Origin of the sequence: Tunturiibacter empetritectus, assembly GCF_013410875.1 — a bacterium.
Taxonomy (GTDB): domain Bacteria; phylum Acidobacteriota; class Terriglobia; order Terriglobales; family Acidobacteriaceae; genus Edaphobacter; species Edaphobacter empetritectus.
This window is the reverse complement of record NZ_JACCCU010000001.1, coordinates 2183249-2208616: the sequence shown is the minus strand read 5'-3', so window position 1 is coordinate 2208616 and position 25368 is coordinate 2183249. Positions and strand designations below refer to the sequence as shown.

Annotated in this window: 17 protein-coding genes and 1 pseudogene; 13 read left to right on the top strand and 5 right to left on the bottom strand. The window is 53.4% G+C overall.

Annotated features, from left to right (window positions below; all coding sequences use genetic code 11):
• Nucleotides 1-123 precede the first annotated feature (123 nt).
• Nucleotides 124-1227: a glycosyltransferase gene (locus HDF08_RS09450; RefSeq protein WP_179638200.1), complete on the top strand. Its 1104-nt coding sequence runs from the start codon at nucleotides 124-126 to the stop codon at nucleotides 1225-1227.
• A 49-nt stretch (nucleotides 1228-1276) separates the two neighbouring features.
• Here HDF08_RS09450 and HDF08_RS09445 read toward each other — a convergent pair whose 3' ends face one another.
• Complete coding sequence (locus HDF08_RS09445; RefSeq protein WP_179638199.1) at nucleotides 1277-2389, bottom strand: acyltransferase family protein; 1113 nt, start codon at nucleotides 2387-2389, stop codon at nucleotides 1277-1279.
• 1896 nt (nucleotides 2390-4285) lie between these two features.
• Here HDF08_RS09445 and HDF08_RS09440 point away from each other — a divergent pair.
• The 6 genes from HDF08_RS09440 to HDF08_RS09415 all read left to right on the top strand — a co-directional run bounded on the left by HDF08_RS09440 (nucleotide 4286) and on the right by HDF08_RS09415 (nucleotide 14398).
• The gene (locus tag HDF08_RS09440) at nucleotides 4286-6571 is read left to right on the top strand and encodes a GumC family protein (protein ID WP_218884539.1); all 2286 of its coding nucleotides are present in this window, start codon (nucleotides 4286-4288) and stop codon (nucleotides 6569-6571) included.
• Nucleotides 6558-7595, top strand: coding sequence for a polysaccharide biosynthesis/export family protein (locus tag HDF08_RS09435; RefSeq protein ID WP_179638197.1), 1038 nt, complete (start codon nucleotides 6558-6560; stop codon nucleotides 7593-7595). Before HDF08_RS09440 ends, HDF08_RS09435 begins: the two co-directional genes overlap by 14 nt.
• 60 nt (nucleotides 7596-7655) lie before the next feature.
• Nucleotides 7656-9068, top strand: coding sequence for an O-antigen ligase family protein (locus HDF08_RS09430; RefSeq protein ID WP_179638196.1), 1413 nt, complete (start codon nucleotides 7656-7658; stop codon nucleotides 9066-9068).
• A 76-nt stretch (nucleotides 9069-9144) separates the two neighbouring features.
• Nucleotides 9145-10581: a right-handed parallel beta-helix repeat-containing protein gene (locus tag HDF08_RS09425; protein ID WP_218884538.1), complete on the top strand. Its 1437-nt coding sequence runs from the start codon at nucleotides 9145-9147 to the stop codon at nucleotides 10579-10581.
• 413 nt (nucleotides 10582-10994) lie between these two features.
• A complete protein-coding gene (locus HDF08_RS09420; protein WP_179638194.1) occupies nucleotides 10995-12566 on the top strand; it encodes a right-handed parallel beta-helix repeat-containing protein in 1572 nt (523 codons plus the stop codon).
• 455 nt (nucleotides 12567-13021) lie between these two features.
• On the top strand, nucleotides 13022-14398 hold the full coding sequence (locus tag HDF08_RS09415) for a lipopolysaccharide biosynthesis protein (RefSeq protein ID WP_179638193.1): 1377 nt from the start codon (nucleotides 13022-13024) through the stop codon (nucleotides 14396-14398).
• Between the two features lie 35 nt (nucleotides 14399-14433).
• Here HDF08_RS09415 and HDF08_RS09410 read toward each other — a convergent pair whose 3' ends face one another.
• The 3 genes and pseudogenes from HDF08_RS09410 to HDF08_RS22125 all read right to left on the bottom strand — a co-directional run.
• Entirely contained in the window at nucleotides 14434-15021 is a 588-nt protein-coding gene (locus HDF08_RS09410; protein ID WP_218884537.1) for a hypothetical protein, read from the bottom strand.
• Nucleotides 15022-15417: 396 nt separating this feature from the next.
• Nucleotides 15418-16071: a glycosyltransferase family 4 protein gene (locus tag HDF08_RS21660; protein WP_257030938.1), complete on the bottom strand. Its 654-nt coding sequence runs from the start codon at nucleotides 16069-16071 to the stop codon at nucleotides 15418-15420.
• Nucleotides 16072-16605: pseudogene (locus HDF08_RS22125) on the bottom strand (glycosyltransferase); the annotation flags it as partial.
• A gap of 304 nt (nucleotides 16606-16909) precedes the next feature.
• Between HDF08_RS22125 and HDF08_RS09400 the strand changes: the two are divergent.
• Nucleotides 16910-17683 (top strand): WecB/TagA/CpsF family glycosyltransferase, encoded by a 774-nt coding sequence (locus tag HDF08_RS09400; RefSeq protein ID WP_179638190.1) that lies wholly within the window; start codon nucleotides 16910-16912, stop codon nucleotides 17681-17683.
• Between the two features lie 50 nt (nucleotides 17684-17733).
• Here the strand turns inward: HDF08_RS09400 and HDF08_RS09395 are convergent, their stop codons facing one another.
• A complete protein-coding gene (locus tag HDF08_RS09395; RefSeq protein WP_179638189.1) occupies nucleotides 17734-20271 on the bottom strand; it encodes an ABC transporter permease in 2538 nt (845 codons plus the stop codon).
• Between the two features lie 231 nt (nucleotides 20272-20502).
• Here HDF08_RS09395 and hemC point away from each other — a divergent pair, with 231 nt between their 5' ends.
• The 5 genes from hemC (at nucleotide 20503) to HDF08_RS09370 (ending at nucleotide 25183) form a co-directional block, all read left to right on the top strand.
• Nucleotides 20503-21483 (top strand): hydroxymethylbilane synthase, encoded by a 981-nt coding sequence (gene hemC / locus HDF08_RS09390; protein ID WP_179638188.1) that lies wholly within the window; start codon nucleotides 20503-20505, stop codon nucleotides 21481-21483.
• A 74-nt stretch (nucleotides 21484-21557) separates the two neighbouring features.
• Complete coding sequence (locus HDF08_RS09385; protein ID WP_179638187.1) at nucleotides 21558-22307, top strand: hypothetical protein; 750 nt, start codon at nucleotides 21558-21560, stop codon at nucleotides 22305-22307.
• A 279-nt stretch (nucleotides 22308-22586) separates the two neighbouring features.
• Nucleotides 22587-23744 carry a glutathione-independent formaldehyde dehydrogenase gene (locus tag HDF08_RS09380; protein WP_179638186.1) on the top strand — a complete coding sequence of 386 codons (1158 nt, stop codon included), beginning with the start codon at nucleotides 22587-22589 and terminating at the stop codon, nucleotides 23742-23744.
• Between the two features lie 64 nt (nucleotides 23745-23808).
• Nucleotides 23809-24267, top strand: a complete 459-nt coding sequence (locus tag HDF08_RS09375) for an ester cyclase (protein WP_179638185.1) — start codon at nucleotides 23809-23811, stop codon at nucleotides 24265-24267.
• A gap of 145 nt (nucleotides 24268-24412) precedes the next feature.
• On the top strand, nucleotides 24413-25183 hold the full coding sequence (locus tag HDF08_RS09370; RefSeq protein ID WP_179638184.1) for a uroporphyrinogen-III synthase: 771 nt from the start codon (nucleotides 24413-24415) through the stop codon (nucleotides 25181-25183).
• The last annotated feature ends 185 nt before the right edge of the window (nucleotides 25184-25368 follow it).

Below are 25368 nucleotides of genomic sequence, written 5' to 3'. Positions count from 1 at the left end.
GACAGAGCGACTGTATCCCAACTGAATATTCATAGATCTTGAGGCCTGATGCGGATTCTGTTTCTACACAATCGATATATCTACCGAGGTGGAGAAGACGAGTCCAGAGAGCAGGAAATCTCGATGCTTCGTTCCCGCGGAGAGGAAGTCATTGAGTATGTCTTGGACAATGCTGAAATTCGTTCTGAGAACCTGATCACTGTAGGCTTGCAATCCATCTGGAATTCTAAAGAGTTCGATAACATAAAACAGCTCATTCGGTCGGAACGGCCGGACATTATGAAGGTGGATAACTTTTTCCCTCGTCTCTCTCCCTCAATCTTTCGTGCCGCAAAAGAGATGGGTATCCCAACCGCTCTTTCGGTAAGAAACTACAGGCTCGTCTGCCCTTCCGCTAACCTGTTTCGCGATGGCCACGTCTGCACTACATGCGTTGGCAGTAAGGTAGCCCTCTCCGCCATTCAACATCGTTGCTATCGGAAGAGCTATCTGCAGTCAGCCGCAGTAGTCGCCAGCAATGTCTACGCTCATCTGCGTGGGGTGTGGGGAGACTCGGTCGATAGGTTCATAGCAGTCAGTAGCTTTGTAAAACAACAATTGGTCGCAGGTGGATTTCCCGAAGATAGAATTATAGTCAAACCGAACTTTATCTCGGACACCGGGGTCGGCGACGGTTCAGGCGGCTACGGCCTGTATGTCGGACGTCTCACAGAGGAAAAAGGTGTTCGTTCTCTGCTCAAAGCCTGGAAGAACATTCTGCAACCGGTGCGTCTGAAGCTTATCGGCGACGGCCCTCTCGAATCAATCGTCAGGGAAGCTTCTGAAGCCGATTCACGTATCGAATATCTAGGCCGCAGGTCGCTCTCCGACGTATGCGAATACTTGGGCAATGCTGCTTTTCTGATCTTTCCGTCAGAGTGGTATGAGCCATTCGGCCGCACAATCGTCGAAGCTTACTCCAAAGGAACGCCAGTCATCGCAGCCGCTACGCCACCTATGCAGGCAATGGTTGAAGACGGCGTGACCGGTCTCCTGTACCGGCCCGGAGATAGTGTAGAACTTGCCTCTGTCGTCAGCAGCCTCACATCTGATCCGGACCGTCTTAGGTCGTTGAGACTTCAAGCCAGGGCAAGATATCTTGCTCTCTACACCGAAGAGCAAAACTATCAACAACTCATGGCTGCCTTTCAGGAATGTATTGAGGCTCACCGTCCCTCATACGTATGACCCTATTCACTTGATAGTGAGCAGAAAGATCGGATAAGCGTCGGAACGGCTACGATCTCACAGCGGGCGCCGCTAAGCTTCTTCTTTCAAAAAGCCGCTTGCGGATCGCATCGGTGTTGCGCTCGAAGAGCAAATACATAATCCATGCGTAAGAATATGCGATCACCACGAATAAGATCGACAACAACAAGTACGTCGGCCGTTTGGGCCACGCGTGCCAGGGCTTGTTGACCAAACCTACCAGGAACACTAGAAACGGCAGGTGCACCAGGTAGAGAGTGTAGGAAGATTTAGACAATGTTGTCGCAACTCTCTGGTAGGAAAGACTATTGACAGGCTGCCTCGCATGCAGAATCACGTAAAGAAATAGTGCGAAGCTCAGGCCAATCGCGCTGGCAGTCAATACGAAGTGTGTCTGATACCGGCGTAGGACTGTAACCACAGCTAAGAATTGAAGCAAGGCAACGATCGTAGCGGGACGCCTGAACCTCGGCGGAATCGTTAACTCCAAGGTCGAAACCCCAAAGCCCAACAGCCACACCAAAAACAGGCCGGCAATCTTTATTCCAATCAGCATAAGAATGCAGGCGGCGATTAACCCAAACAGCACACGTAGAATGACCGGCGTTCGGCCTACGAAAATCAAGAGTAAGAGGGGAAAGAGCATGTAGTACCAGAACTCGTTTGCCAAACTCCACATTGCCGCGTTAGTTCCGTAGGAGGGAACTAGAATCTTTTGAAAGAAGAAGGCATTGCCGGCCAACACTTTTAATCCCATTGCAGCTCCAAGAGTTGGCTCGATCATCCCCTGACCCGGCGGCGCTGAATAGATACCTCCATTGCTATAGAGAAACTGCATGCCAACATGGTCAAAAATCCCCCCAACGATCAGTGCCGGGATCAGGACGATCCACAGCCGGGTCATTCTTTGGAAAAGATACTTGCGCCAGGACCATCTACCTTCTTGAATCGAGCGCCATGCGCTGCCGCCAACCAGAAATCCACTCAGCACAAAGAAAACCATCACCGCCTGGCCGCCTAAGCCAAGTGCGCTCGCCCCTGCCGCTGCAGGGTTTCTATGAAGTTGGTGTTCGCCAAAGAAGAGCATCCTCGCATGACCGGCAAGAACGAGAAAAGCAGCGATAGCTCGAATCGCATCCATGTGCACCGAGTACGCGGGAAGCCGAACACTATCAGATCTGTTGTGAAGTCTTATGATCGACCTTTGGATGGCTGCTAGCATTAGCGTGACCTTAAGTTCTTGGGCATTCAGATAGAGATTAACGACATCACCAGACTGTCAATTACGAAGAGCTAATAAGGACGTTCCAGATCCACGCTTCGAAACGGGCGTCTAACAGGCACTAATGCAGTTAAGCACGCATTGAACCCATCTCGACAGATTTCACGATGCCGCATCGGAATACTATTTTGATGGCTCGGAAGCCTTGCTTGTATCAACAAAAAGACATCGAGAACAATAGGATCTCTTGCTCCAGATTATAACCAACTATGCGCATGCGACGGTTCTAAAAAGATGTAATCTGCGCGGCATATATATTCGAGCGATGATTTTTTTTGATCCCTACTAAACTCTCCCGGACACAAATTTTGGAAATTGTTACGCAAGTGGTTGCGAGTGATGCAACATCGATCCGCAACACCTTTGAAATTAATCCGCGAGCGTGGCAACCTAAATTTAGAATCCCGATTCCTTAGGAACAATGCTAAAATTTTCAAGACAAACAAGACAAGTCGATACGGTCTCCTCTGATCCAACCTTTCTTCCCGACGTAGGCACGAGGATTTTTTATTTGACACTCGATACCGCGAAGCTTGCTCTATCTTCTGAAGCCGTCCGAACCTGGCTCTTTCTTCTCAGACACGAGACCAAATACACGAAACTTCTTTTGGCTCGACTGCGCCAACGCAACCACCAATCCATCGCACCGGTGACTGCGACTGGCGGCCCTGTCGTGTCGATGACTAGTTACGGAGATCGGCTCCGGACAGTCCATCTCGTCTTGGAATCGATCGCCGCTGGATCGGTTCTCCCTTCAAGGCTCATCCTGTGGGTGGATAAGGATGAGATGGATGCGGTAAGAACGCCTGGACTTGAGAGATTAGTTCGCAGAGGCTTGGAGATCCATCCGTGTGAGAATCTGGGTCCCCACAAAAAATACTATCCGTATTTGATGTCGACAGACGTTTATGAAACTCCCTTGGCAACTGCTGACGACGACATGTTGTACTGCGACTGGTGGCTCGCCGGCCTCGTACGATCGCATCAAGCAGATCCAGAGTCAGTGAGTTGCTATCGAGCTCACATTGTAGAGCTCAGAGATCGAGCCGTTGCACCTTATCAAAGTTGGCAGCCATGCAGGACGACAGCTCCAAGCTTTCTTCATTTTGCTACCGGTGGTTCTGGTTGCATCTATCCCTGCTCGTTGCTTCGCAGTCTCAAGGCCGCTGGTTCCGTGTTCATGCAGCTGTGCCCTAAAGCGGATGATGTCTGGCTTCACGCGAACGCATTGCGGGCTGGCAACAAAATTCGACAAGTCTGGACCCGCCCCTTGCGATTCCCCTTCGCTCCTGGAACTCAGGACGTTGGGTTGTACCATTCCAACGTCCTTTTGGCCCGGAATGACGATCAAATCCGTGATACTTATACGGCCGCCGATATCACGCTGCTGGAAAATGTTGCAGGCCAGAAGCCGTAAGCGGTAGAGATCCCTTGTCGTCATTGATTGTTGGTCGCTTTCTTTCCACTACGTTACAAATCGGCCAACTACATCTTCCGACATAGGTTGCCTGCACCACGGTAACCCTTATGAAAAGTAACTTCCCTACGGTGAAAGCTAGATGAGAGTTTTGTGGAGACACATGACGCTTGTTCATAATAGAATGATGCTGGAAGTTCATAACGTTCGGTAGTGATGGTCTATCTTGAGTTGGCGGTCACGGAAGCGTAGAAAATCGAACGTAGGGTGAATTGATATCTGGCCGTTCGCATTCAGCCACTCGCAGAATACAAAAAATAATTTGGGGATAACGCTCAATGTCAATGAACCCGCTTCTGCCTGATGCGCGTCCGGGACCAAAAGCAATGGAGCATTACGGTGGCTTTGGCTCCACAATCCACGAAGAATTATCGATGGGTGATGTTAGTCGTGTATTGCGACGTCAAAGGCCTGTGATTTTATGGAGCATTTTGGCAGGGTTGGCGTTAGCGCTCTTAAGCTCGCTCCTCATGACGCCCAACTATCGTTCCGTGGCTCACGTTGAGTTGAAGTCGGCCGACGGTAATAAGCTCGGCCTAAGCGATTTCAGCCCAGAATCTGATTCCGGAGCAGACGATCTCGGAACGAACCTATCCACCCTGACTGAGATGTTGCACAGTGACGGCCTTGCAATGGAAACAATTCAGCAGAACAATCTTGAGGCAGTCGATCCATATAAGACTTCAAAGATCGGCAAATTTGCAGCCGAGGCTGATTTGCCTTTGGCAGATGCTCCGCTCCGTAGAATCGAAGTCCTTAAGCGGTTCAAGTCGAATCTCAATGTCAAACCTCTTCCGGGCACGCGTCTGGTACAGATAAGCTTTGATGACCGCGACCCCAAGCGTTCGGCCGCCGTCGTCAACTCGCTAATTGGGATTTATATATCCGATTACATCGCCCGACATTACTCGAGTGCCGTCCAGGCCTCTGACTGGCTGCAGAAGCAGATCGAGGATCTCAAACAACAAGTTGCGGTTTCTAACAAGCAGGTTACCGACTTTGAGAAAGAAAATGGTTTCTTTGGGTTTGTCGGCACAGGCTCGGATAACGCACAAAATCCGCTTTTGCAAAAGCTTGTCGCGCTCAACCAATCTGTCGTTCAGGCTGAGTCGGAGCGAATTCAAAAGGAAGCTATTATCAAACTCCTGGCCACCCGCGATCCAGAACTCATTGTGGGACTAGGATCGAATCCTCAAGTGCTTAATGGAGTTGCCGGTACGGATCTCGCTGTGCTTCAAAGTCTGAGGTTGCAGGAAGCGCAGCTCAAGGCTCAGTACTCGGATATGGAAAGCAAGTATGGCTCTCGTTACCCGACGCTTGTTGAAACAAAGAGCCAGATGGCCTCCATCCAAAGCTCGATCGCTCGTGCAGTAGATAACCTGCGATCGCGAGCGGAAAATGATTACTCCCTCGCCGCTAAGAACGAATCGATGCTTAAGCAAACCTACGATCAGAACGTCGCTGACGCTAACAAGCTTAACGATAAGGCGACTCAGTTTCAGCTATTGAGCAAAGAAGCCGAAGGGAACCGTGCTCTTTACGAAGGCCTGCGAACGAAGCTCCGTGAAGCAGAGGTTGCCGCTAGTGTACGCGGAGCGAATATTACCATCGTTGACCGCGCGCTGCCCATGCCAACTCCAAGTTCGCCGAACTACCCTTTAAACCTATCCCTCGGCCTTGGCGCTGGATTGTTATTTGGATTGGGAGCGGCCTTCTATCGCAATCGTGGTGACCATACACTTGAGACAGTTGAGGCGATGGAGGCAGTTTCGCCTGTGCCGATTCTTGGTGCCGTACCCAGCCTCACGCGGCTCAAACAGGCCTCTTCCCCTAGAGGGCTGGCTAGCAGCGTGGGAAGAGTCATCAACGGGCATTCTCAAAGAATCGAGAATGAAGATAGACTTTCCCTCGAAGCGTATCGTCAGATTCGTGCCTCGATCTTGATAAACACAGCTGGAGCGGCGCTCCGCACTATTCTCGTGACAAGCCCGATGAACGGCGATGGTAAATCGAATTCTGTCATCGAACTTGCTAGCGCCTTTGCCTTTAGCGGAGCACGGGTGCTCGCCCTCGATAGCGACCTTCGTCGGGCGGAAGTAGATACTCGATCAGGGAAGAATACACAAAAGGGTTTGAGCGATCTGCTGGCCGGCGAAGGGGATGCCAACGACTTCATCCAACCGCACAGTTCAGTAGCCAATCTCTTCGTTCTCCCCTCAGGAAGTTCGCTGGAGTCGCCTCTGCTGTTGATTGAGTCACCTCGTTTCAGGCAATTGCTCGAGAATCTCAAACGGAATTTTGACTTTATCCTGATCGATTCGCCACCTGTCTCTTTCTTCGCGGACGTAAGTGTCATGGCTCCGATGATGGACGCAACAGTACTCGTTGTACGCGCTGGAGTCACGCCAAAACAGGCGTTTCAGCGATCATGCCGTGCGCTCCTTGATTCCGGTAGCAAGTTGCTTGGAGTCATCGTTAACGACGTGGCGCTCGACTCGTCGAATTTCTACGGTTATTACGGATATCACGGAAAGGACGCTGCCAGCTCCTATGCCAAAAATTAATACATATACCCATACTCTTTTTGTTCTATCGCTCTTGTTTGCAGCATCAGTGCCATCAAGGCTCGTCCAAGCACAGACTCCTTCACTGATTCCACAACAGCAGACTGGACCGTTACCAAACACCCAACCCCAATCCGTATTTGGAAGAAGGCCTCTTGGCGCCAATGCAGCGGGTGGAGGCATCGTTGCAGCGCCTGCCGACCTGGAGAAGCTTAGAATTCAGCCAGGATTTCTTCTTCAAATATCCGTCTTTAACGAGCCCCAGCTCAATCAGGACGCCCGTGTTAGTGAAAATGGCGAAATAAATCTTTCTCTCGCCGGACATGTACATGTGCAAGGAATGAACGAAGCCGAGGCGGGGGTAGCAATTGAGAACGCCTATACGAAATCTGAGATGCTTAAAAATCCTCAGATTACGATTTCAATCACGCAGTATGTCTCGCCTCAGGCAGCAATCTTGGGTGAAGTTCAGTCTCCTGGCAACTATGAGTTGATCTCGCCAACCGATTTGCTCACAGCAATTACCATCGCTGGCGGGGCCACTGCCAACGCAGGCAACCGCATCATCCTCAGGCATGGATCTAGCCACGACGAAGAGGTTGTTAAATTCCTGCATGACGGTGACACCAGCAACCTCAAGAAATTCACTGTGAGTGCAGGTGATACTGTCGTCGTAAATCGAGCAGGAATTGTCTATGTACTGGGTGCCGTAAATCGGCCCGGCGGATACGTGATGCAGCCGGATGGTTCCATGAATGTCATTCAGGCGATCTCCCTTGCGCTCGATACGAACTACTACGCTGCCCTGGGGAAGATTCGTATCATTCGGAAGACCGATGACGGATTGATCAGCATACCGATCGACTACAAAGCCATCGTTGCAGGCAAAGCTAACCCTAAACCGCTCGAGCCGGACGATATCGTTTATATCCCGAACAGCAAGACGAAACTCACGCTCGGAACCACGAAGCAGCTAGCTTTCCAAGCTTCGAACGCACTTATCTATACCGGCGTGTCGCATTAGTAAGAGTCTTCTAAGGCCCGATCCTTGCCTTGGTTGAATGTGCAGGTCGAATAGGACGCAATGTACAGGTTTTGGCTAAAAATGCTGGCGGGGCTGCTTTTGGGGTACATGGTCTTGGACCGTGGCTTCGCGCACTTCGGTGTCCCACCGATTTACGTGGGAGAGCTGGTTCTTGTGCCGGGCATTTTGCTGGCGTTGGTGCCCGGCGCCATCATGCCTGTACTGCGTACCCCGTTAGGTCTGCTCTATATTGTCTTCGCCGTCTTCAACTTGGGCTGCACTTTGCCCTATCTGGGCAGTTACGGCGTGGATACAGTGCGCGATTCAGCGATCTGGATCTACGGAATCTTTTTCTTGCTTGCGGCCAGCCTGTTGATTCGCCGGCCGAAGATGTTGATGCGCGTTCCTACTGTGTATGGGCGGTTTCTCATGTGGTATACGCCTATACTTTGTGTGCTCATGATGCTCCGTTTTCTACTCCACGCAGACGACGAAACTGAAGGAGGAACCCGCTTATTCTCGATAAAAATGGGAGACATGGGGGCCCATCTGGCGGGAGTGTTCGCCTTCCTTCTTCTTTCGCTCGACATGCTATGGCAGCGAACCGACTCTAAGCCGCGCGCTTCTGTGCGGTACCTGATAACCGCTGCTGGGGCTCTGGTGTCATTCGTCTTCGTTTCGTCGGTCAATCGTGGTGGAATGCTTTCGGTTATCGTAGCTCTCGTCCTGGTAACGTTGCTGGCCAAAAAGATCAGTTGGGGGCGTGCGGGAATAATCTTAGCTGGCGGAGTTGTCGCTGTACTTCTAGTCTTCGGCGCGGCGGGAGCTAAGGTGCACATCAGCGCTGCCCGCACCCTTTCTCTTGACCAACTTGTAACCAACGTGAGTAGCGTCTTTTTCCCTCAGGATTCAAGCAACACTGCCACGAGCAATACGGCGCACTGGCGGCTGGATTGGTGGAAGAAAATCATAGGCTATACCTTTGGCGGCTCGTATTTCTGGACTGGAAAAGGATACGGCGTAAATTTAGCCGATTCCGATGGTTTTCAGATTGGAGCAGGACATGTCCTGCGAGCACCCCACAACTCGAGCATGTCAATTCTCGCGCGGTCCGGTGTTCCAGGGTTTGCGCTTTGGATTGCGCTATTAGTGACCTTCGCGTTTCAAATGGTCAGGATGGTGCTCCACGCCAAGAGGCGCGATCGCGTGGTATGGTCCCGCGTCGCGCTCTGGTGTTTCGTCTACTGGCTCGCCATGGTGGTTGACTCCTGCTTCGACGTTGCTCTGGAAGGCCCTCAACTGGGCATCTGGTTCTGGTCGTTAATGGGCTTTGGTGTAGCTCTGCAAACTGTTTACAAAGAGCACTTCGCTTATGCGGACCACGGAACGATCACAAACTTAGTGGCAGAAAGCGACTGGACTGAACTTCCGGTTCTCGCTCATATTCAATCCAACCGTACAGCCTCCTCTTAACTTCAATCAAATCTCTCAGGGGGAGCGGAAGAGGGAGGGGTACATTTTTTACTCACACCAAACACCAGGGGCACCCGTGAAGCATAACGACAAGTCGCGCCTCTGTGCGCTAGCCACGATACTAATAGTGTCGGCGGTTACGCCGCTAACGGCACAGATCGTCAAGTTGGCCCCCGGAACTGACGTCGCTGCACGGGTTGCAGCGGCACCGCCAGGTACAAAGTTTGTCTTTTCGCCAGGCATTTACATCGGCCAGCAAATCAATCCGAAAGATGGCGACAGTTTTACAGGGGAAGGGAACGTAATCCTGGATGGGGCGCAGCCTCTCAATTTTCGTGGCTCAGGCAACGTCTGGTCTGCTCCGGTGGGCGTTATTACTATCGGGAAGATTCGCTGTATGCATGACCACCCCCTCTGCAATATTCAACGTGACTTGTACCTTGATGACAAGCCATTGATGCCAGTCGCGAGCTCTGACGCACTAAGCGTAAACACATGGTTTTATGACGAAGCCAACGGCAGCGCTGTGATAGGGTTCAATCCCGCTGGCCATAAACTCGAGATAGCCGTCGCCAAAACCGCGTTCAACAATACGGGACGAAATGTAACCATCTCTCACCTCATCGTGGAAAAGTATGCATCCATTCCGCAATTTGGAGCTGTTGGAGGTCAAGGGTCTCTAGGTAACGGACAAGGTGGCGCGCAAGGGTGGACCTTGACCGACACCGAAGTGCGATTTTCTCACGGTACTGGCATTCAACTGTCAGACGGGGCCACGATCGAGCATTGCAACATCCATCACAATGGGCAAAAGGGCCTTGGGGCGCGCGGAGCGAACGTGCTGGTTGAAAACTCCGAAATCGCGTTCAATAACTACGCCGGTTACGATCCCGGTTGGGAGGCTGGCGGCACCAAATTTGCCCGCACCACCAACCTGCGAGTTCTGAATAACTACGTACACGATAACGTTGGCAGCGGACTGTGGACCGATATCGATAATAAGAACACGACCTACCGCATGAACCGAGTCGAGCACAATGCTGGCAGCGGAATTCAACATGAGATAAGTTACGACGCTCTGATCGAACAGAACACCGTTCGCTGGAACGGAGCACCGCCGCGTATCTCTCTTTGGCAGGCACAGATTAGCGTACAGAATTCAAGCAATGTTATCGTTCGGGACAATATTGTTATCGTGCCCCCTGACGCTGGCAACGGGATAGTTGTTATCAATCAAGAGCGTGGAATGGGAGATTTGGGAACCAGGCTCGGTGCGAATAATCAAATTATTCACAACACCATCACCTTCGAAGGCCGTGGAGGAGCCAGTGGCTTGATGGATGCCTCGGGATCCGCGACAAATAATCACTTCGATAACAATACATATATTCTCAAAGCCGGTGGTGAACACTTTGAAAACCGTGGAAAGAAAACCTGGGAACAGTTTCGCGCACTCGGAAACGATCCAAACAGCAGCCTGGTAGACCTTGCTGGCAAACAAATAAAGCAGTAAGCGCGAGGGAAAATCGAGGGGAGATCTCGGCCCTTCTGCATCCGAAAGTTGATCGTTCCTTCGCTGAAGTGCCCAAGATCCAACACTCGCAATCTCGCACGCATGTGCGTCACGAATCTTTGATCCGATCCATCAAGCGGCCATCCACTGCTATACCTCCAAAGTTGCAACTATTTGCGCAAAAATCAGTATGCTCACCTCGGATTCTTGGTAGAGTGGTTGCAGTTAGACACAAAAGCACAATTCAACGCACTCGATGTTTCTCTCTAAATAGCGAGGAGGTCGAGGGGCCGCTTCATGCTGCAGCAATGCACATTTTTGCCGGGTATCCAGTTGTAGATGAAGGGGTTCTACAGCTCTGTTGTGGGCTACCACCTCTCAACTGATCTCTTCATAACCTCGCAGGAGTCGGCATGAAACAATCCAAGTTTTTTCTGAAGTGGCGGTTCGCTCATCGTTCTTTCGTCCATTCAGCGGAAGGCTTTAAAACACAAATTTGGACCAGCCTTCTGGGTGTCCAACTCTCCTTTCTTCGAAATTTTGTCTCTTCTCCGAAGCTTCCGAGACGGTTCTTACGTTCTTCAGCGATTTGTGTGTCTGTTTTTATGTTCTCCTCATTGTCTAATGCCGAAACAATCTCCCTAAAAACGGGTGAAAATATCGCCACAATCGTGGCAGGTGCTCCGGAGGGCACCAGTTTCGTCTTTAGCGCAGGCACCTACCATCTCCAACAGATCACCCCCAAGAAGGGAGATTCTTTTGCCGGACCTGCGACAGGAATGGTCGTGCTCGATGGAGCAGAACCAATAAAGTTCTCGTCGGTCGCCGGATCCTCGCCACAACTTTGGCAGGCGAGTATTGGCGCCAATCCACTCGATTTGGGTAGATGTTTCACCGGGCATACGCTCTGCCATTACACTCGGGAACTATTCGTGAGTTCGACAGTTTTGATGCCTGTTGCAAGTACCGGTCAACTCACAGCCAGCACGTGGTTCTATGACAGCACAAATGGAACCGCCGTTATCAACTTCAACCCGGGTTCAAAAACCTTTGAGATTGGTACATCGACCTGCGCCTTCTGTGGATATGCAACCAACGTTACCATCAAAAATCTGACGGTTGAGCGATACGCTTCCCCCTCTCAAACAGGGGCAATTGGAGGCAACGGGAATGGTGCCTATTGGACAGTGAACAATGTTGTCGGCCTTTACAACCATGGTGGGGCTGTTCAAATCGGCGCAAATAGCACCGTTGAGAACAGTTACCTCCATCACAATGGGCAAAAGGGCATAGGCGGCGGCGGTGCCAACTTGCAAATCGTCAATAACGAGATTGCCTACAATAACTACGACTGGTTCGATTATGGGTGGGAAGCAGGCGGCGCAAAATTTGGAGATTTGAATATCGCCGAGATCTCAAACAACTACGTACATGACAACAACGGCACCGGGCTATGGGACGATGGCAACTCCATCTACGTTCACTACAAGAGTAACCGCATAGAAAACAATGCCGGCTCGGGCATACAGCATGAGATCGGTTACAACTCCGTGATCGAAGACAACACCATTAACCGAAATGGCGCTGCACCCCGCATCTCCATGTGGGATGGCCAAATCTCCGTGCAGAATTCAACCAACACTGTGGTGCAGAACAATACGGTCATCGTGGCAGCTGCCTATGGCAGCGGCTTGGTCATCGTCAATCAGGATCGTGGATCTGGAACCTATGGACCCCACCTCGGAGCCTATGACACGGTCGAGAATAATAACGTCACCTACGAAGGAACAGATGGGGCAGGTGGAGTCATGGGCATTGTCGCGACGGGCGTAGCCAACATAATCGACTACAACACGTACCACATCACGGTTGGTTTGGATAAGCATCACTTTGAAGCTTTTGGCGTGAAGACCTTCGTACAATTTCAAGCCGCAGGTTTCGATCAGCACGGCCAAATAGTCTGGAACGCTGCGCCCGCTAAATGAGTTTTTATGATCAGGGGCTAGTTCATGATGGAAGTGGCCCGCGCAGCAACAGAAAAACCATTTCCTGTGAACTCCCGTGTTTGCTCATCAAAAAACCTGTCGCGTGGCCTCGCTTGCAACCGGTAAACTCTTGCATAGCCTAGTCATTTACTGTCGCTAGTCGTAACGACGATTGGCTGTTCCGTCTCACAAAGAAAACCTGCTCAAACATTGCCCTTGATTATGTTCTTTCTCGCTCATGCCTTGTAACATGAGAGAAGCGGGTTGGGTCTGTTTTGATTTGCCTAAGACACTTGCGAGGTGGAGCATTTTCGCTCTGACTACGTTCGAGTACTAGGAACCTGCTGATAGGGCATTTTTTACTTCGCCATAACTAAACAATGATTTTCACATGATCGAAATCTTCCAATCAGGTCTCGACGGGTAATACTTTCAAAACTTAGAGGCGCGCATACGTGGCATTGAACTCTGATGATGCAGAACCAAAGCCGTCCTTTCTTGCTCGTATTCTTGCCAGGGTCGGAGGAGGGAAAACGCCCGCCGCCCTACTTGATCAGGGGCTAGTCAGCGGCGCAAACTTCGTGACGAATGTGTTGCTTGCCCGAGGCTTTGGTCTAAGAGACTATGGCGTATTCGCTCTTGCTTGGGTCGCCGTTTTGTTTGCGAACAGTCTGCAGTATGCGCTAATCGTCACTCCCATGACCAGTGTCGGGCCAAAGCAGGATGCGGAAGAACGACCTGGTTACTATGGCTCCGTCCTCGTCCAAGAGGGAACGTTTGCATTGTTTGCGGCACTCGTGATGTACATCTCGGTTCGACTTTCCGTGAGATTCTTTCCACAATGGGGAGTGGGAAATCTTGCTCTCTCGATGAGCATGGCGACGCTCGCGTATCTGCTTCAGGACTTCCTTCGCCGCTATTTCTTCTGTACCGGTCAGAGCAAAAAGGCTCTCGTGACCGATGCGTTGAGCTACCTCACCCAACTTCCCATTATCTTCTGGCTCGCCCATACCCATAGAGCAAGCATATCCACTGTTCTTACAATCATCGCCGTTACTTCTTTGATATCGTTCTTCGCCTGCCTACGATGGTTAGAACCGGTCATCTTCGATTGGCATACGATAAAGCGCGTTTTTTTGAGGCACTGGGCTATCTCTCGATGGCTTGCGCCAACCGCTTTCATGCAGTGGGGGGCAGGGAACTTGTTCCTGATGGCAGCCCCTGTCTATTACGGCGCCGCGGCCTCCGCAATCTTGAGAGCAGCACAAAACATTGTCGCCGTAGCGCACGTCTGGTTTCTGGGCCTGGATAATGTCGTTCCAGCTCAGGCATCCAGGCAGATGCGACTCGAAGGCGTCGACGGCATGCTGCGATACATCAAGCGCATATTTCTTTTGTGGGGTGGCATTACGTTACTATTCACCTCTATCATTGCCTGCTTCCCCAGCTTTTGGCTAAAGATCACTTATGGGCAAAAGTATTCGTCAGACGGAACCGTGCTTCGGTTATATGCGCTGCTTTATCTTGTCATCTTTGTCTCGGGGCCGCTACGAGCTGCTCTTCAAGCGTTAGAGTACACCGCCCCAGTTTTTTGGGCATATCCGGCCCTTATTGCATTTTCTGTAGCCCTTGCAGGTCCGTTTGCCCGCCACCTCGGACTTAACGGCGTAATGCTGGGTATGTGCGCAACGCAATTTTTCTTTCAAAGTATCATCGGCGTTGCGTTGTGGCTTCGTGTTCGTAAGATTCGCCATCTTGCCATATCAGAAGGAATTGAGTCTTTAGAATCTTCCTCACTCATTCCAGAAGCTGCGCGTCAACTAAAAAAATAAGCAATATCGACTGCAGCACGTCTTTGCCGCGTTTACTAGCGACGCGAAATCTCTTCCAGTTGGGCAATGTCTGATGCCGTGTAGGTGTCGCGAATCTGCTCATCGTTTCGCGCCAAGATCACATTGCTATGGTAAAGACCGCCACTCTGCGTCCCGGGAACAAACGGAAACCGCAGCGGACGGCTCCAAACCTGTCGAGACTTAATCCCTGCTCGCAGGGCGTTTACATGGAGCCACAGATCGTCGGCCTTTGGGCACACCCGCATAAACTCCGAGCCGGCATCCTTTAGGCTGTGTAGAAGACGCAGCGGATAGATGCAGCCCGATACTCCAGTTGCGAAGTGAAGAAAGCTTGGATTCGTTGAACTGCAAGGCCCCCACGTTTGATACGGCGCGATCGTTCCATTCTCAATCTTCATGCGATGTGCCCGATAACAACTCACTGCTTCAGGGTCCTCACGATGCGCTCGCAACAGCCCCTCCAGCCACCACTTGCCATATAAGAGATCATCATCCGCGGTGACCAGCGGAGATCCGAAGGTGTCCGCTGACAGAAGATAGGGATAATACTTGGTGTGCGGCCCAAAGTTAGGGCTAAGGTGTACCTCAGCGCCTCTCTCCACAAGTCTCTTAAGGCTTATGGACTGATTTGCATACGCTTCCTCGCTATCAACCCACAATATTAATCTCGATGGAAGCACCGTCCCCCCTGCAATCGACTCCAGTGCCAGGTGGACCGTGCGAAGTCGATCCCCATGGGTCGTCATCGACACCACTGGACCGCCGGACGCCACAACCGGCGTTTTCGAACTCTCGTTGCGAGAATTCAAGCGCATCAACTGGATCTTCGTGACCTTCGCTTCGTTTCGGAGAAGAAAAAGCCACGTTTCGATGAAGCGGCTGGACAAGTCACTCATCTCGTTGCGGGGGTCCAATGCAAGAGCCTCCTGATAAATCAAAGATCAGTTATTACCAAAAACTAACCTCCGGCTCCAGGCGTGGGGTCGGAGAAGGCTCCATCAATCTGTAGCACTTGCCGCCACCAGCTTTGTGTAAAGTTTTTCGGCTTTCGCAGCTCGCGCCGTCCAGGTGCTTGTTCTTGCAAACTCCCAGCTCGCCCGAGACATCGCGTCCTTCTGCTCAACACTCATAACGGCAAAACGTTCGATAGCGGCTGCCAGTCCACAGACAACCTCCGAGGGTGTCGTAACGGGGACCTTGATGCCAGCCTCTTCGGGAACCACATCCCGTGCGCCATGCAGATCCAGTGCAATCACAGGCAGACCCAGCGCCATCGCCTCCAGCAATTGCACGCCTGAAGTCTCGCGCAAGCTCGTAAATAGCATGGCATCGCTCGTCAAATAAGCCGCTCGAACCTCATCTACACTAAGACGCCTGCCTGCCCACTGGACACGGCTATTCAAGCCACGCTCGCCGACCATTCTTCTTACTTCCGCTTCTTCCATTCCATCTCCCACAATGGTAAGTGTCGAAGCATGTTGAACCTTGGCAAGTGCATCCAGTGCCATCGGCAGAGCCTTTCTCGGTAGCATCCTTCCGACCCAGATCAAGCGAAGCGGACCAGGCTCTCGCTCGAAGCTCCTTGGTCCCGCTGCGAGATACTCGGTCGCCACGCCATTGTCGAACTGTAAGCTGACGTCTGAGCGTCCCATCGCTCTTATCAATTCCAGCGTATCGCTGTTTGCCGCAAGCACGGTGGTCATCCTTTTCAGCCATCGTTTGTGCAGATAAGAGTAGCGAAGCGCCTTAGTCAAAAGAGTGCGGCGTTCCTCCGCTCCTCGACTGGGGCCGAAATATTCAAGCATAGCCGGGGGCGCCGTCTGACCTCCTCCGACTGGTCCGAACACGGTCGGCCTGCCTAATCGCCACAGCTGCGTCGGCACATGAATGCTTGTGTATGTCACGTGATGGACCAAATCGAAGCGTCGTTGGAGATCAAGGCGCCTCGCAACTTTGACAGCAAACATCTGCCACAGTGCATAGTGGAGGCCGCTTCCAGGCCTGAATAGTCTAGTCGGTACCATCACGTAGCCGAATTTAATTCTGACATTCGGGTGATCGCGCTGGTACGCGTCAATCTTCTCCCTATTGTCACTGCGGGTCAGTACCGTGACGTCGATTCCGCGCTCCGCAAGATGAATCGCCCAGTTCCACCCATTACCAGGTTCAGATCCAGAATTGGGCATGCATGCATAGGCGGATAGTAAAACATTCATTTCGAAAGCGCGCCCCTTTGTAAGCCTGAATCCTTACACCCGATCAAAAGAATATGGACGGCATAGGCGCGGAAGATATCTCTTTCGTTCATAGTCCCTCAACCAATACGCAGTCACAGTGTACCGAGAAGCGATCGACAATGTTAGCTGAATCAAATAGAGCTTCCAAATATCATTCCTCGTCGCATATAAAATAGAGATATCGATAGATAGATACGGTTTCTCAACCAACAGACGATGATCGTCTAGCGCATTTCATAACTGAGGAGTGATCATGATCGCCAGCGACCAGCCACGAGTCAACATCCTTGGTGTAGGCATCAGCGCGTTGTCCATGCAGAGCGCACTGGAACAGACCGAAGGGCTTTTGGATCGCGGAGACACCGGATATATCTGCGTCACCGGCGTCCACGGCATCATCGAAGGTCAATCCGACGATGCTTTCCGAAGCATCCTCAACAAATCATTCCTCTCAACACCAGACGGCATGCCAACCGTCTGGCTGGGACACCTGCACGGCTTCAAAGACATGACTCGCGTCTATGGTCCGGATTTCATGCTGAACCTGTGTAAGTCCTCTGTTGAGCGAGGCTACCGTCACTTCCTTTACGGAGGCCGGCCTGGCATCGCCGAGGAGTTGAGAGCCGAACTCACCCGCCGCTATCCCGGCCTTCAGATCGTAGGCACCTACACCCCACCCTTCCGCCCACTCAACGCCGAAGAGGAGGAAGATCTGCGAGCCCAGCTTACAGTGTCCAAGGCCGACATTCTCTGGTGTGGCCTCAGCACGCCCAAGCAGGAGCGCTTCATGGCCGCCTACAACGGCCGGCTGCCGGTAAAACTCATGGTCGGCGTCGGGGCGGCGTTCGACCTCCTCAGTGGTAACCTTGCCGAAGCGCCCGACTGGATGAAGAAGTCTGGCCTTCAGTGGCTTTACCGGCTTATCAAAGAGCCCAAGCGTCTATGGCGTCGATACCTGATCAACAATCCAAGATTCATCTGGCTAAGCTTTCTACAACTCTCCCGTCTCAAACGCTTCTCCGTATAAAGAAAAACTAAACTTCTACCCAAAGTGTTGCGTGCGATCTCAAGCTCCATCTACTCCGTGCGCAGCGCCGTCATCGGCTCGATATTTGCAGCCCGGCGAGCAGGAATAAACCCCGCAACCGTAGCCGATCCCAGCAGCACAGCCACCGCAATCAGCAGACTCACCGGATCATACGAGCGCACGCCATACAGTTGATCGGCCATCGCCCTTGCTCCAAAGATTGCAATCGGCACCCCAATGGCCAACCCCAGCCCGGCCTGCACAAATGCGCTTCGCATCACCATTCGCACGACGTTACCGCGGTCTGCCCCAAGCGCCATGCGCAGCCCGATCTCGCTCGTTCTTCGCGCCACCTGGTACGACGTAATTCCATATAAGCCCACCGAAGCAAGCACAAGCGCAAGTGCGCCAAACAACATCGTCAGCCGCGCAATCAACCGCTCCTGCGTAAAGTTGTCTGCCACCTGATAGTCCAGCGAGTGAAGGTCAAGCACCGTCAGGTCTGGATTGATATTTGCCAGTGTTCGTCTCATGGTGGCATCAAGATTTTGCGGCTCGCTCCGAAAAAACAGCGTCACCGAGTTGATATAAAGCCCCCTCCCCTCAGCCATCGCTTCATTCGGATCCGTCAGCCCTGTCATCGTCTGAGTCAGCGGACGAAAGTACATCGTCCTCACTTCATCTCGCGGATTCGTGTACTTGGCATCGGCCACAACGCCCACGATCTCGAATGTAGAAGAGTACTTCTGCTCGAATATTCCGAAGTGCCTGCCGACCGGATCCTCCTTCGGAAAGAACTTCTTCACAAACGCCTGGTTCACCACAGCAACCTTCTGTGACGTTGCCGTATCCTGATCTGTGAATCCGCGTCCGCGTAAGACCGGTTGCCCCACAGTCTCAAAAAAGTGGTTGCTCACCCGATCCCAAGACGAACCGTTATGGTCATTTGGCCCCGGTGCAGGCCGTCCATCGACGAACACACCCTCCCCCCAGTTGTTTCCCTCAAGTGTGCTGTAAAGCGCCAGGCCAACGCTCTGCACTCCTGGCAATGACCCGAATTGATCTTCCAGTGTCCTGTAAAACGCTGGAAGCGTCTCCGGCTTGTAACCTGCGCCAGCCGGATCAAGATGCAGAACATACCGGTTTGCCGTCTGAATTCCAAATTTCTGGTGCTCCATATTCCGTAGGCTCTTAGTCAACAACCCCGCGCCTACCAGTAGCACCAGCGACAGCGCCGCCTGAAACACAATCAACGATCTCTGCGGCAGCGACGACCTGTCCCGCGTCGAGCGGTTCGCACCCCGCAACGCCTCGGCGGGGTCAGAGTGCGAGGTAATCCACGCCGGCACAACCCCAAACACCACTCCCGTCAACAGTGACAGCAAGAATGCAAATCCCAGCACGGCCAGTGAAGGGCTCGCCGCAATTGGCAGTTGCGGCGAATCAGGAAAGGCAAGCGCCAGAATCATTCGCGTCCCCGCATAAGCTACTGCCAGTCCGGCCAGCCCACCAGCGCAACCTAGCAGGAGACTCTCCGTCAGCATCTGCCGTATCAACCTGCTCCTAGCCGCGCCCAGCGCCATCCGTACCGAAGTATCAGCCCGCCGTGTTGTCCCCCGCGCCAGTAACAGGTTCGCCACATTCGCGCATGCCACCAGCAGCACCAGCCCCGAGATCGTCATCAGCAGATAGAGTCCCTTGCCCGTCTGCTTCTGCAGATTCTGAATACCCGCGCCACCCGGCACAATCACCACATGCTGCTTCGGAATAATCGTCGACCCACCATTACGAGAATAATTAGGCTGCGCCGAAAGGAACTGCCTCAAGCTCCCCGACATCTTCTCCTGCAGCGCCGTAATGCTGACCCCCGGCTTCATCCTCCCCACGGCATACAGCCAGTTGCTATCCGGAACATGCAAAATCGAGTTCTTCCCTTCAATGGCAGGCTCCATCGCCAATGGAATCCACAGCCCCGGTGGATTACTCCTGATCCGGTCCCCAAAGAATCCCGGCGGAGCGATCCCCACCACCGTAGCTGGCTGGCCCTGTAGATAAAACGTCGATCCCACCACCTTTGGATCGCTGCCATAGTCCGATTGCCACGCCTGGTAACTCATCACCACAGCCGGAGCCCCACCCGGCGTATCGTCCGCATCCGTCAACATTCTCCCGGCAAACGCCCCAATCCCAAACGTCGTAAAGAAGTTTCCCGACACATACTGCGCCCGCTCAGACTTCGCCGGCTCCGAGCCTCGCCGCGTCGTCTTCTGCTCTCCGCCAGCCTGCATCGCCGCAAGCCGTTCAAACTCTGGCGTCGTCTCCTGAAAGTGCTTGTACAACTCGTAAGAAAAAAGATCGAAGTCCCCATTGTCATTGATAAAGCCGCCATTGACGCAGCAATCATCCTGGTCCCCCACGCGAAACAGTGTCTTCGGATCCGCTACCGGCAACGACTTCAACAGGATCGCGTGCACCAGCGTAAAGATCGCCGTATTCGCCCCGATTCCCAACGCAATCGTAAGCACAACCGTAATGGCAAAGCCCGGCGACTTGTAAAACTGACGCAACGCAACCCGAATATCCTGCATGAACTCCCTCCAGCTCTCATGTCTGTCAGGCACTTACGCTCTCACCACCGACTTGGTTCCACGAACGCTGAAATTTTGAGGAATGATTGCCACCGATAATACGTGGCATCGAACCTGCCCCCAAGGAGAGTCAAAACGGAAGTGGAGCAACCTGCTTTTCCTCACCCCGGGTACAAACCACAGCTCTATCATGCAAACACCGGCCCATCATCCCGTATCCTAATTAAGACTATGAGTTCCGAGCACAATAACTCCAGCAACCCAATTCGCATAGGCAGCCGAGGCTCTCAACTCGCTCTCTGGCAGGCCAACCACATCCTCTACGCCCTTCGTGACGCCGGGTACCACGTCGAGCTCGAGATCATTCGCACGACTGGCGACCGCATGCAGCAACCGGGCTTCATCCCTCCGCCAAACCTCGACGGCAAAGGCATCTTCATCAAAGAAATCGAAGAGGCTCTCGAAGAAGGCCGCATCGACCTCGCCGTCCACAGCTTGAAAGACCTCCCGACAAAACTAGCCCCGCAGTTCACCCTCGCTGCAATCCCCAAACGCGCCGACGCCCGCGACGTCTGGGTCTGCGAACCCTACTGGGCGCTCCACACCCTCCCTGCAGGAGGCCGCATCGGCACCACCAGCCCCCGCCGCCGCGCACAGATCCTCGCCCTCCGCCCCGACGTCACCTTCGTAGATGTCCGTGGCAACATAGATACCCGTCTGCGCAAACTCGAGCAGGGCCAGTGTGACGCCCTGGTCCTCGCCGCCGCCGGCCTCGACCGGCTCAAGCGCACTGAATCCGTCCACCAGCGCTTCTCCCCCTGCGAGCTCTGTCCCGCCCCCGGCCAGGGAGCCCTCGCCCTCGAAACCCGCAGCCCCGAACACGCCATCGACGAAGCCCGCGACACCTACCTCCGCAACGCCATCGCCTTCCTCGAGCACCCCTACACCCGCTTCGCCATCGACGCCGAGCGCACCACACTCGACGCCCTCGGCGGCGGCTGCTCACTCCCCATCGGCGCTCACTGCTTCCACGAAGAAGGGAAGTGGAAGATGGTCGCCCAGGTCGTCTCCCCCGACGGCGAATCCATGGTCCAGGTCGAAACTGAAGCCGCTCCCGACACCGACCCCATCACCCTCGGCCTCCGCGTCGCCGACGACCTCAAATCCAAAGGCGCCCTCGATCTCCTTACCCTCGCACTCTCCAACAGCTAACCGTTCTTGTAAAATGATGCCTGCTTCACGGGTCCCGGGCCATACGTCTCCGCGTTGTTTTATTGGATACGACTATGCCAGAGGAAAACGATAAGCCTGAAAAGCTAAGGCCGCGATTCTTTCTTCTTGCCGCGCTACTTGTGCTTTTCTTCGCCGGTTTGTGGTGGCTGATCTTCTGGGCAGCCTTTCGCATCACCCCAACGGAGATTCACTGGAACGATATCTACCTCAGCTGGATTGAAAAGTGGGGTCCACACCTCGTCATCGTCCACGCCATCGTATTTTTCATCCTGCCGATAGCCGTGTTTCTCTTCATCCTCTACAAAAAGTCTCACGCATTCGAGAAATCCCGCACACGCCAACTCTACTGGCTCCATCTCACCATCGCTGCACTGACCGGCCTTCTGGTCAGCCTGCTCTGCTGGTACCTGGTCTTTCGCCGATCCGTCGGAGACCACTTCGCCTCCCATTCCTTCTACTACAACGTACTCGCGCGCTCTATCCTTTGCACCGGCCTCCTCCTCGTGGGCATCCTCCTCTACCTGTTCAAAAAACATCTGAAGATCTTCTATGGCCTGTCGCAAATCGTTATCGCAATCTTGTCGAATCTCACGCTTCTTCAAAAATCCAACCTCACCCACATGCCCGCACGAGATCTAAGCTCCTTAGGACTCTTTGCATTCGCCGCATTCACCTTCTTGCTCAGCAAAGGTGTCAGCGACGTCGTAGAAGGAGTGCAGGAACGGATCGTCAAGATTCCTGACAAACCCCCCATCCCGGCCCAAATCTCCGAACCTGAGACCCCCAAAGCGCACACACCATAAATAAGACCAATCACACCATCCCACGCAAGCCGGCAAACCTCACCCGGCTCCTTCGCATCTACTTCTTGCATAGCCGGCGACCGATCGCGTCGTCGCCGGCCACATTTCTCTCCGTACGCCGAGAGTGTTTCGAACCTTTCCTATGCAGCGTCTGCTAATAACAGCACCGCCCAGAGCAGCGACGGCAATAAATCCAGAACCGAACCAAACAGGCGAGCACCATTGCCTAACCCGGCTGCGCCACAAAGCAGCCAAGCCTCACCAGAAAAGGAACGTCACATGAAAGCACTCGTCTACCACGGCCCGAAGAAAGTTAGTATTGACTCTGTCCCCGACGCCAAAATCGAAAAGCAGACCGATGTCATCATCAAGCTCACTACTACCAACATCTGCGGCTCTGACCTTCATATGTATGAAGGCCGTACCGACGTAGAAAAAGGCAAAATCCTCGGCCACGAAAATCTCGGAGAAGTGGTCGAGGTTGGGAAAGCCGTCGACTCTGTGAAGAAGGGAATGAAGGTTGTCCTCCCTTTCAACATTGGCTGTGGATTCTGCGCTAACTGCGAGCGCGGCCTCACCGGCTACTGTCTCACCTGCTCCGACCCATCAGTCATGCCAGGCATGGCCGGAGCAGCCTACGGATTCGCCGGCATGGGCCCCTACTCCGGCGGGCAGGCCGAGTACCTCCGCGTCCCCTACGCCGACTTCAACTGCCTCAAACTCCCCGAAGACGCCACCGCCAAAGAGAAAGACTACGTCATGCTCTCTGACATCTTTCCCACCGGCTGGCACTCCACTCGTCTCGCCGACCTCAAACCCGGCGAATCCATCCTCATCTATGGAGCCGGCCCCGTCGGTCTCATGGCTGCACTCTCGGCCAAGATCCAAGGCGCCAGTCAGATCTTCGTTGTCGACCACAAAGCCGACCGCCTCACCCTCGCTAAAAAACTTGGAGCCACTCCCATCGACTCGTCCAACGACAACGTCAGCGAACAGATTCGCGAATTGACCAACGGATTAGGCGCAGACTGTGGCGCAGAGTGCATCGGCTACCAGTGCCACAACTCCAAAGGCAAGGAGGTGCCCAATATGGTCATGAACGCCCTTGTGGACGCCGTCAAAGCCACTGGAACGCTCGGTGTAGTCGGCGTCTTTATCCCGCACGATCCCAAAGCCGACGACCCCCTCGAAAAGAAGGGCCAAATTGCCTTTGACTTCGGTAAATTCTGGTTCAAGGGACAGAAGATGGGTACCGGTCAATGCAACGTTAAGGCCTACAACCGCCGCTTGATGGACCTCATCCACCACGGCAAGGCCAATCCATCCATCATCATCTCCCACGAGCTTCCTTTATCCCAGGCTCCCGAAGCCTACAAGCACTTCGACAACCGCGATGATGGCTGGACTAAAGTAATCCTCCACCCCCACGCCGCATGATCTTCACCTAACTCTCAACCGCCGAGCCTCATCAACGGGCCCGACTTCACCAGGAAGGGAACTCATGAGCAAGGAATCGAACATCGAAGCACAGAAAAAAATGGGCGAAGCTATCAACAGCGGCAAACTCGAGAGACTCCACGACGTCATGGCGTCCGATGTAAAAGACCACGATCCCGCACCCGATCAAGGTAAAGGGGTGGAAGGTTTCATCATGTTTTTCACAGAACTTCGCGCTGCCTTTCCGGACCTGTCCATCGCTGTCGAGCATCTCGTCGCAGACGAGGACAATGTAGGCTTCGCTTATACCATCACAGGCACGCACGACGGCAACTTCCTCGGCATCCCGCCCTCCGGCAAAAAGGTTAAAGCCCGCGGCATGCAGATCTCGAAGTTCAAAGACGGAAAGATGACCGAACGCTGGGGTAGCTCCGACCAACTTGGAATCATGCAACAAATCGGCGTCATCAAACCAGCCAAATCCGTAGCTGCTCCACCCGTGCTCAGCGGTAAAACGGCTTAGTCGCCTCTTCCCAGTCATATGTCTTCACCAAAGCCGGACCTGCCAGGTTCGGCTTTTCGTTTGGAAGCCGGGAAGATTACAGTTTGCTTCTCTCGAACCGCTGCATAAGATGCGCCATCAGCGAGAGACATACAATATCCAAAGGATGCCAACCCTAACTAACAAACGCATCCTCATCACGCGAACCCGCCATCAGGCCTCCGAGCTCGCAACGCAACTCGAAGCCCTTGGCGCGATCACCATCCTAATCCCCACCATCGAGATCGTCCCACCCGCCTCCTTCGCCGCCCTCGACGCGGCCATCACCTGCCTCCGCACCTACGATTGGCTCATCTTCACCAGCGCCAACGCCGTTGAAGCCTTCCATCGCCGAGCCCAGTTCCTCCACCTCACCCAACTTGCCAAACACATCGCCGTCATCGGCCCCGCCACCCTTCGCGCCGCCAACGCCATCGGACTCACCGTCGACCTTATCCCTCCGCAATACATCGCCGAATCGCTGGCCGAAGCTCTTTTGCCCGAAGCCCCCGGCAGATCCTTCCTGCTCCCCCGCGCCGCCGAAGCCCGCGACACGCTCCCCGCAACCCTGACCGCCGCCGGAGCCACCGTCACCATCGCCGAAGCTTACCGCAACCAGACACCACCCGACTCCATCCCCGCGCTTCAACATCTCTTCAGCGCACCGGAGAACTATCCCGACGCCATCACCTTCACCAGCGCCTCCACTGCCCGTAACCTTATGGGTTTGTTAGAAGTTGCCAAGCTCACCCTTCCGCCAAAGATCACCCTCGCCTCCATCGGTCCCGTCACCAGCCAGGAGCTTCGCGACCTTGGCCACGAACCCTCGATCGAAGCTGCCGAATCCACCATCCCGGCGCTCGTCCAATCCCTCGCCACTCACTTCACTCATCGGTAAAAAATCTGGCGAGGCGATTTGTGGTTTTAAAAGGGGTTTTTGAGAAATGTATGGTGTTTGGTGTGGAATTTCGCTGGTGAGATTGTGGTGGTTGGGTGGTGAAACATGGTGAGTTGACAGCCATGTTTTGGGGGGCGAAAAGTACGCCAGATTTTTCGGATTTATTTTTTAGATTTTTGCGTTGT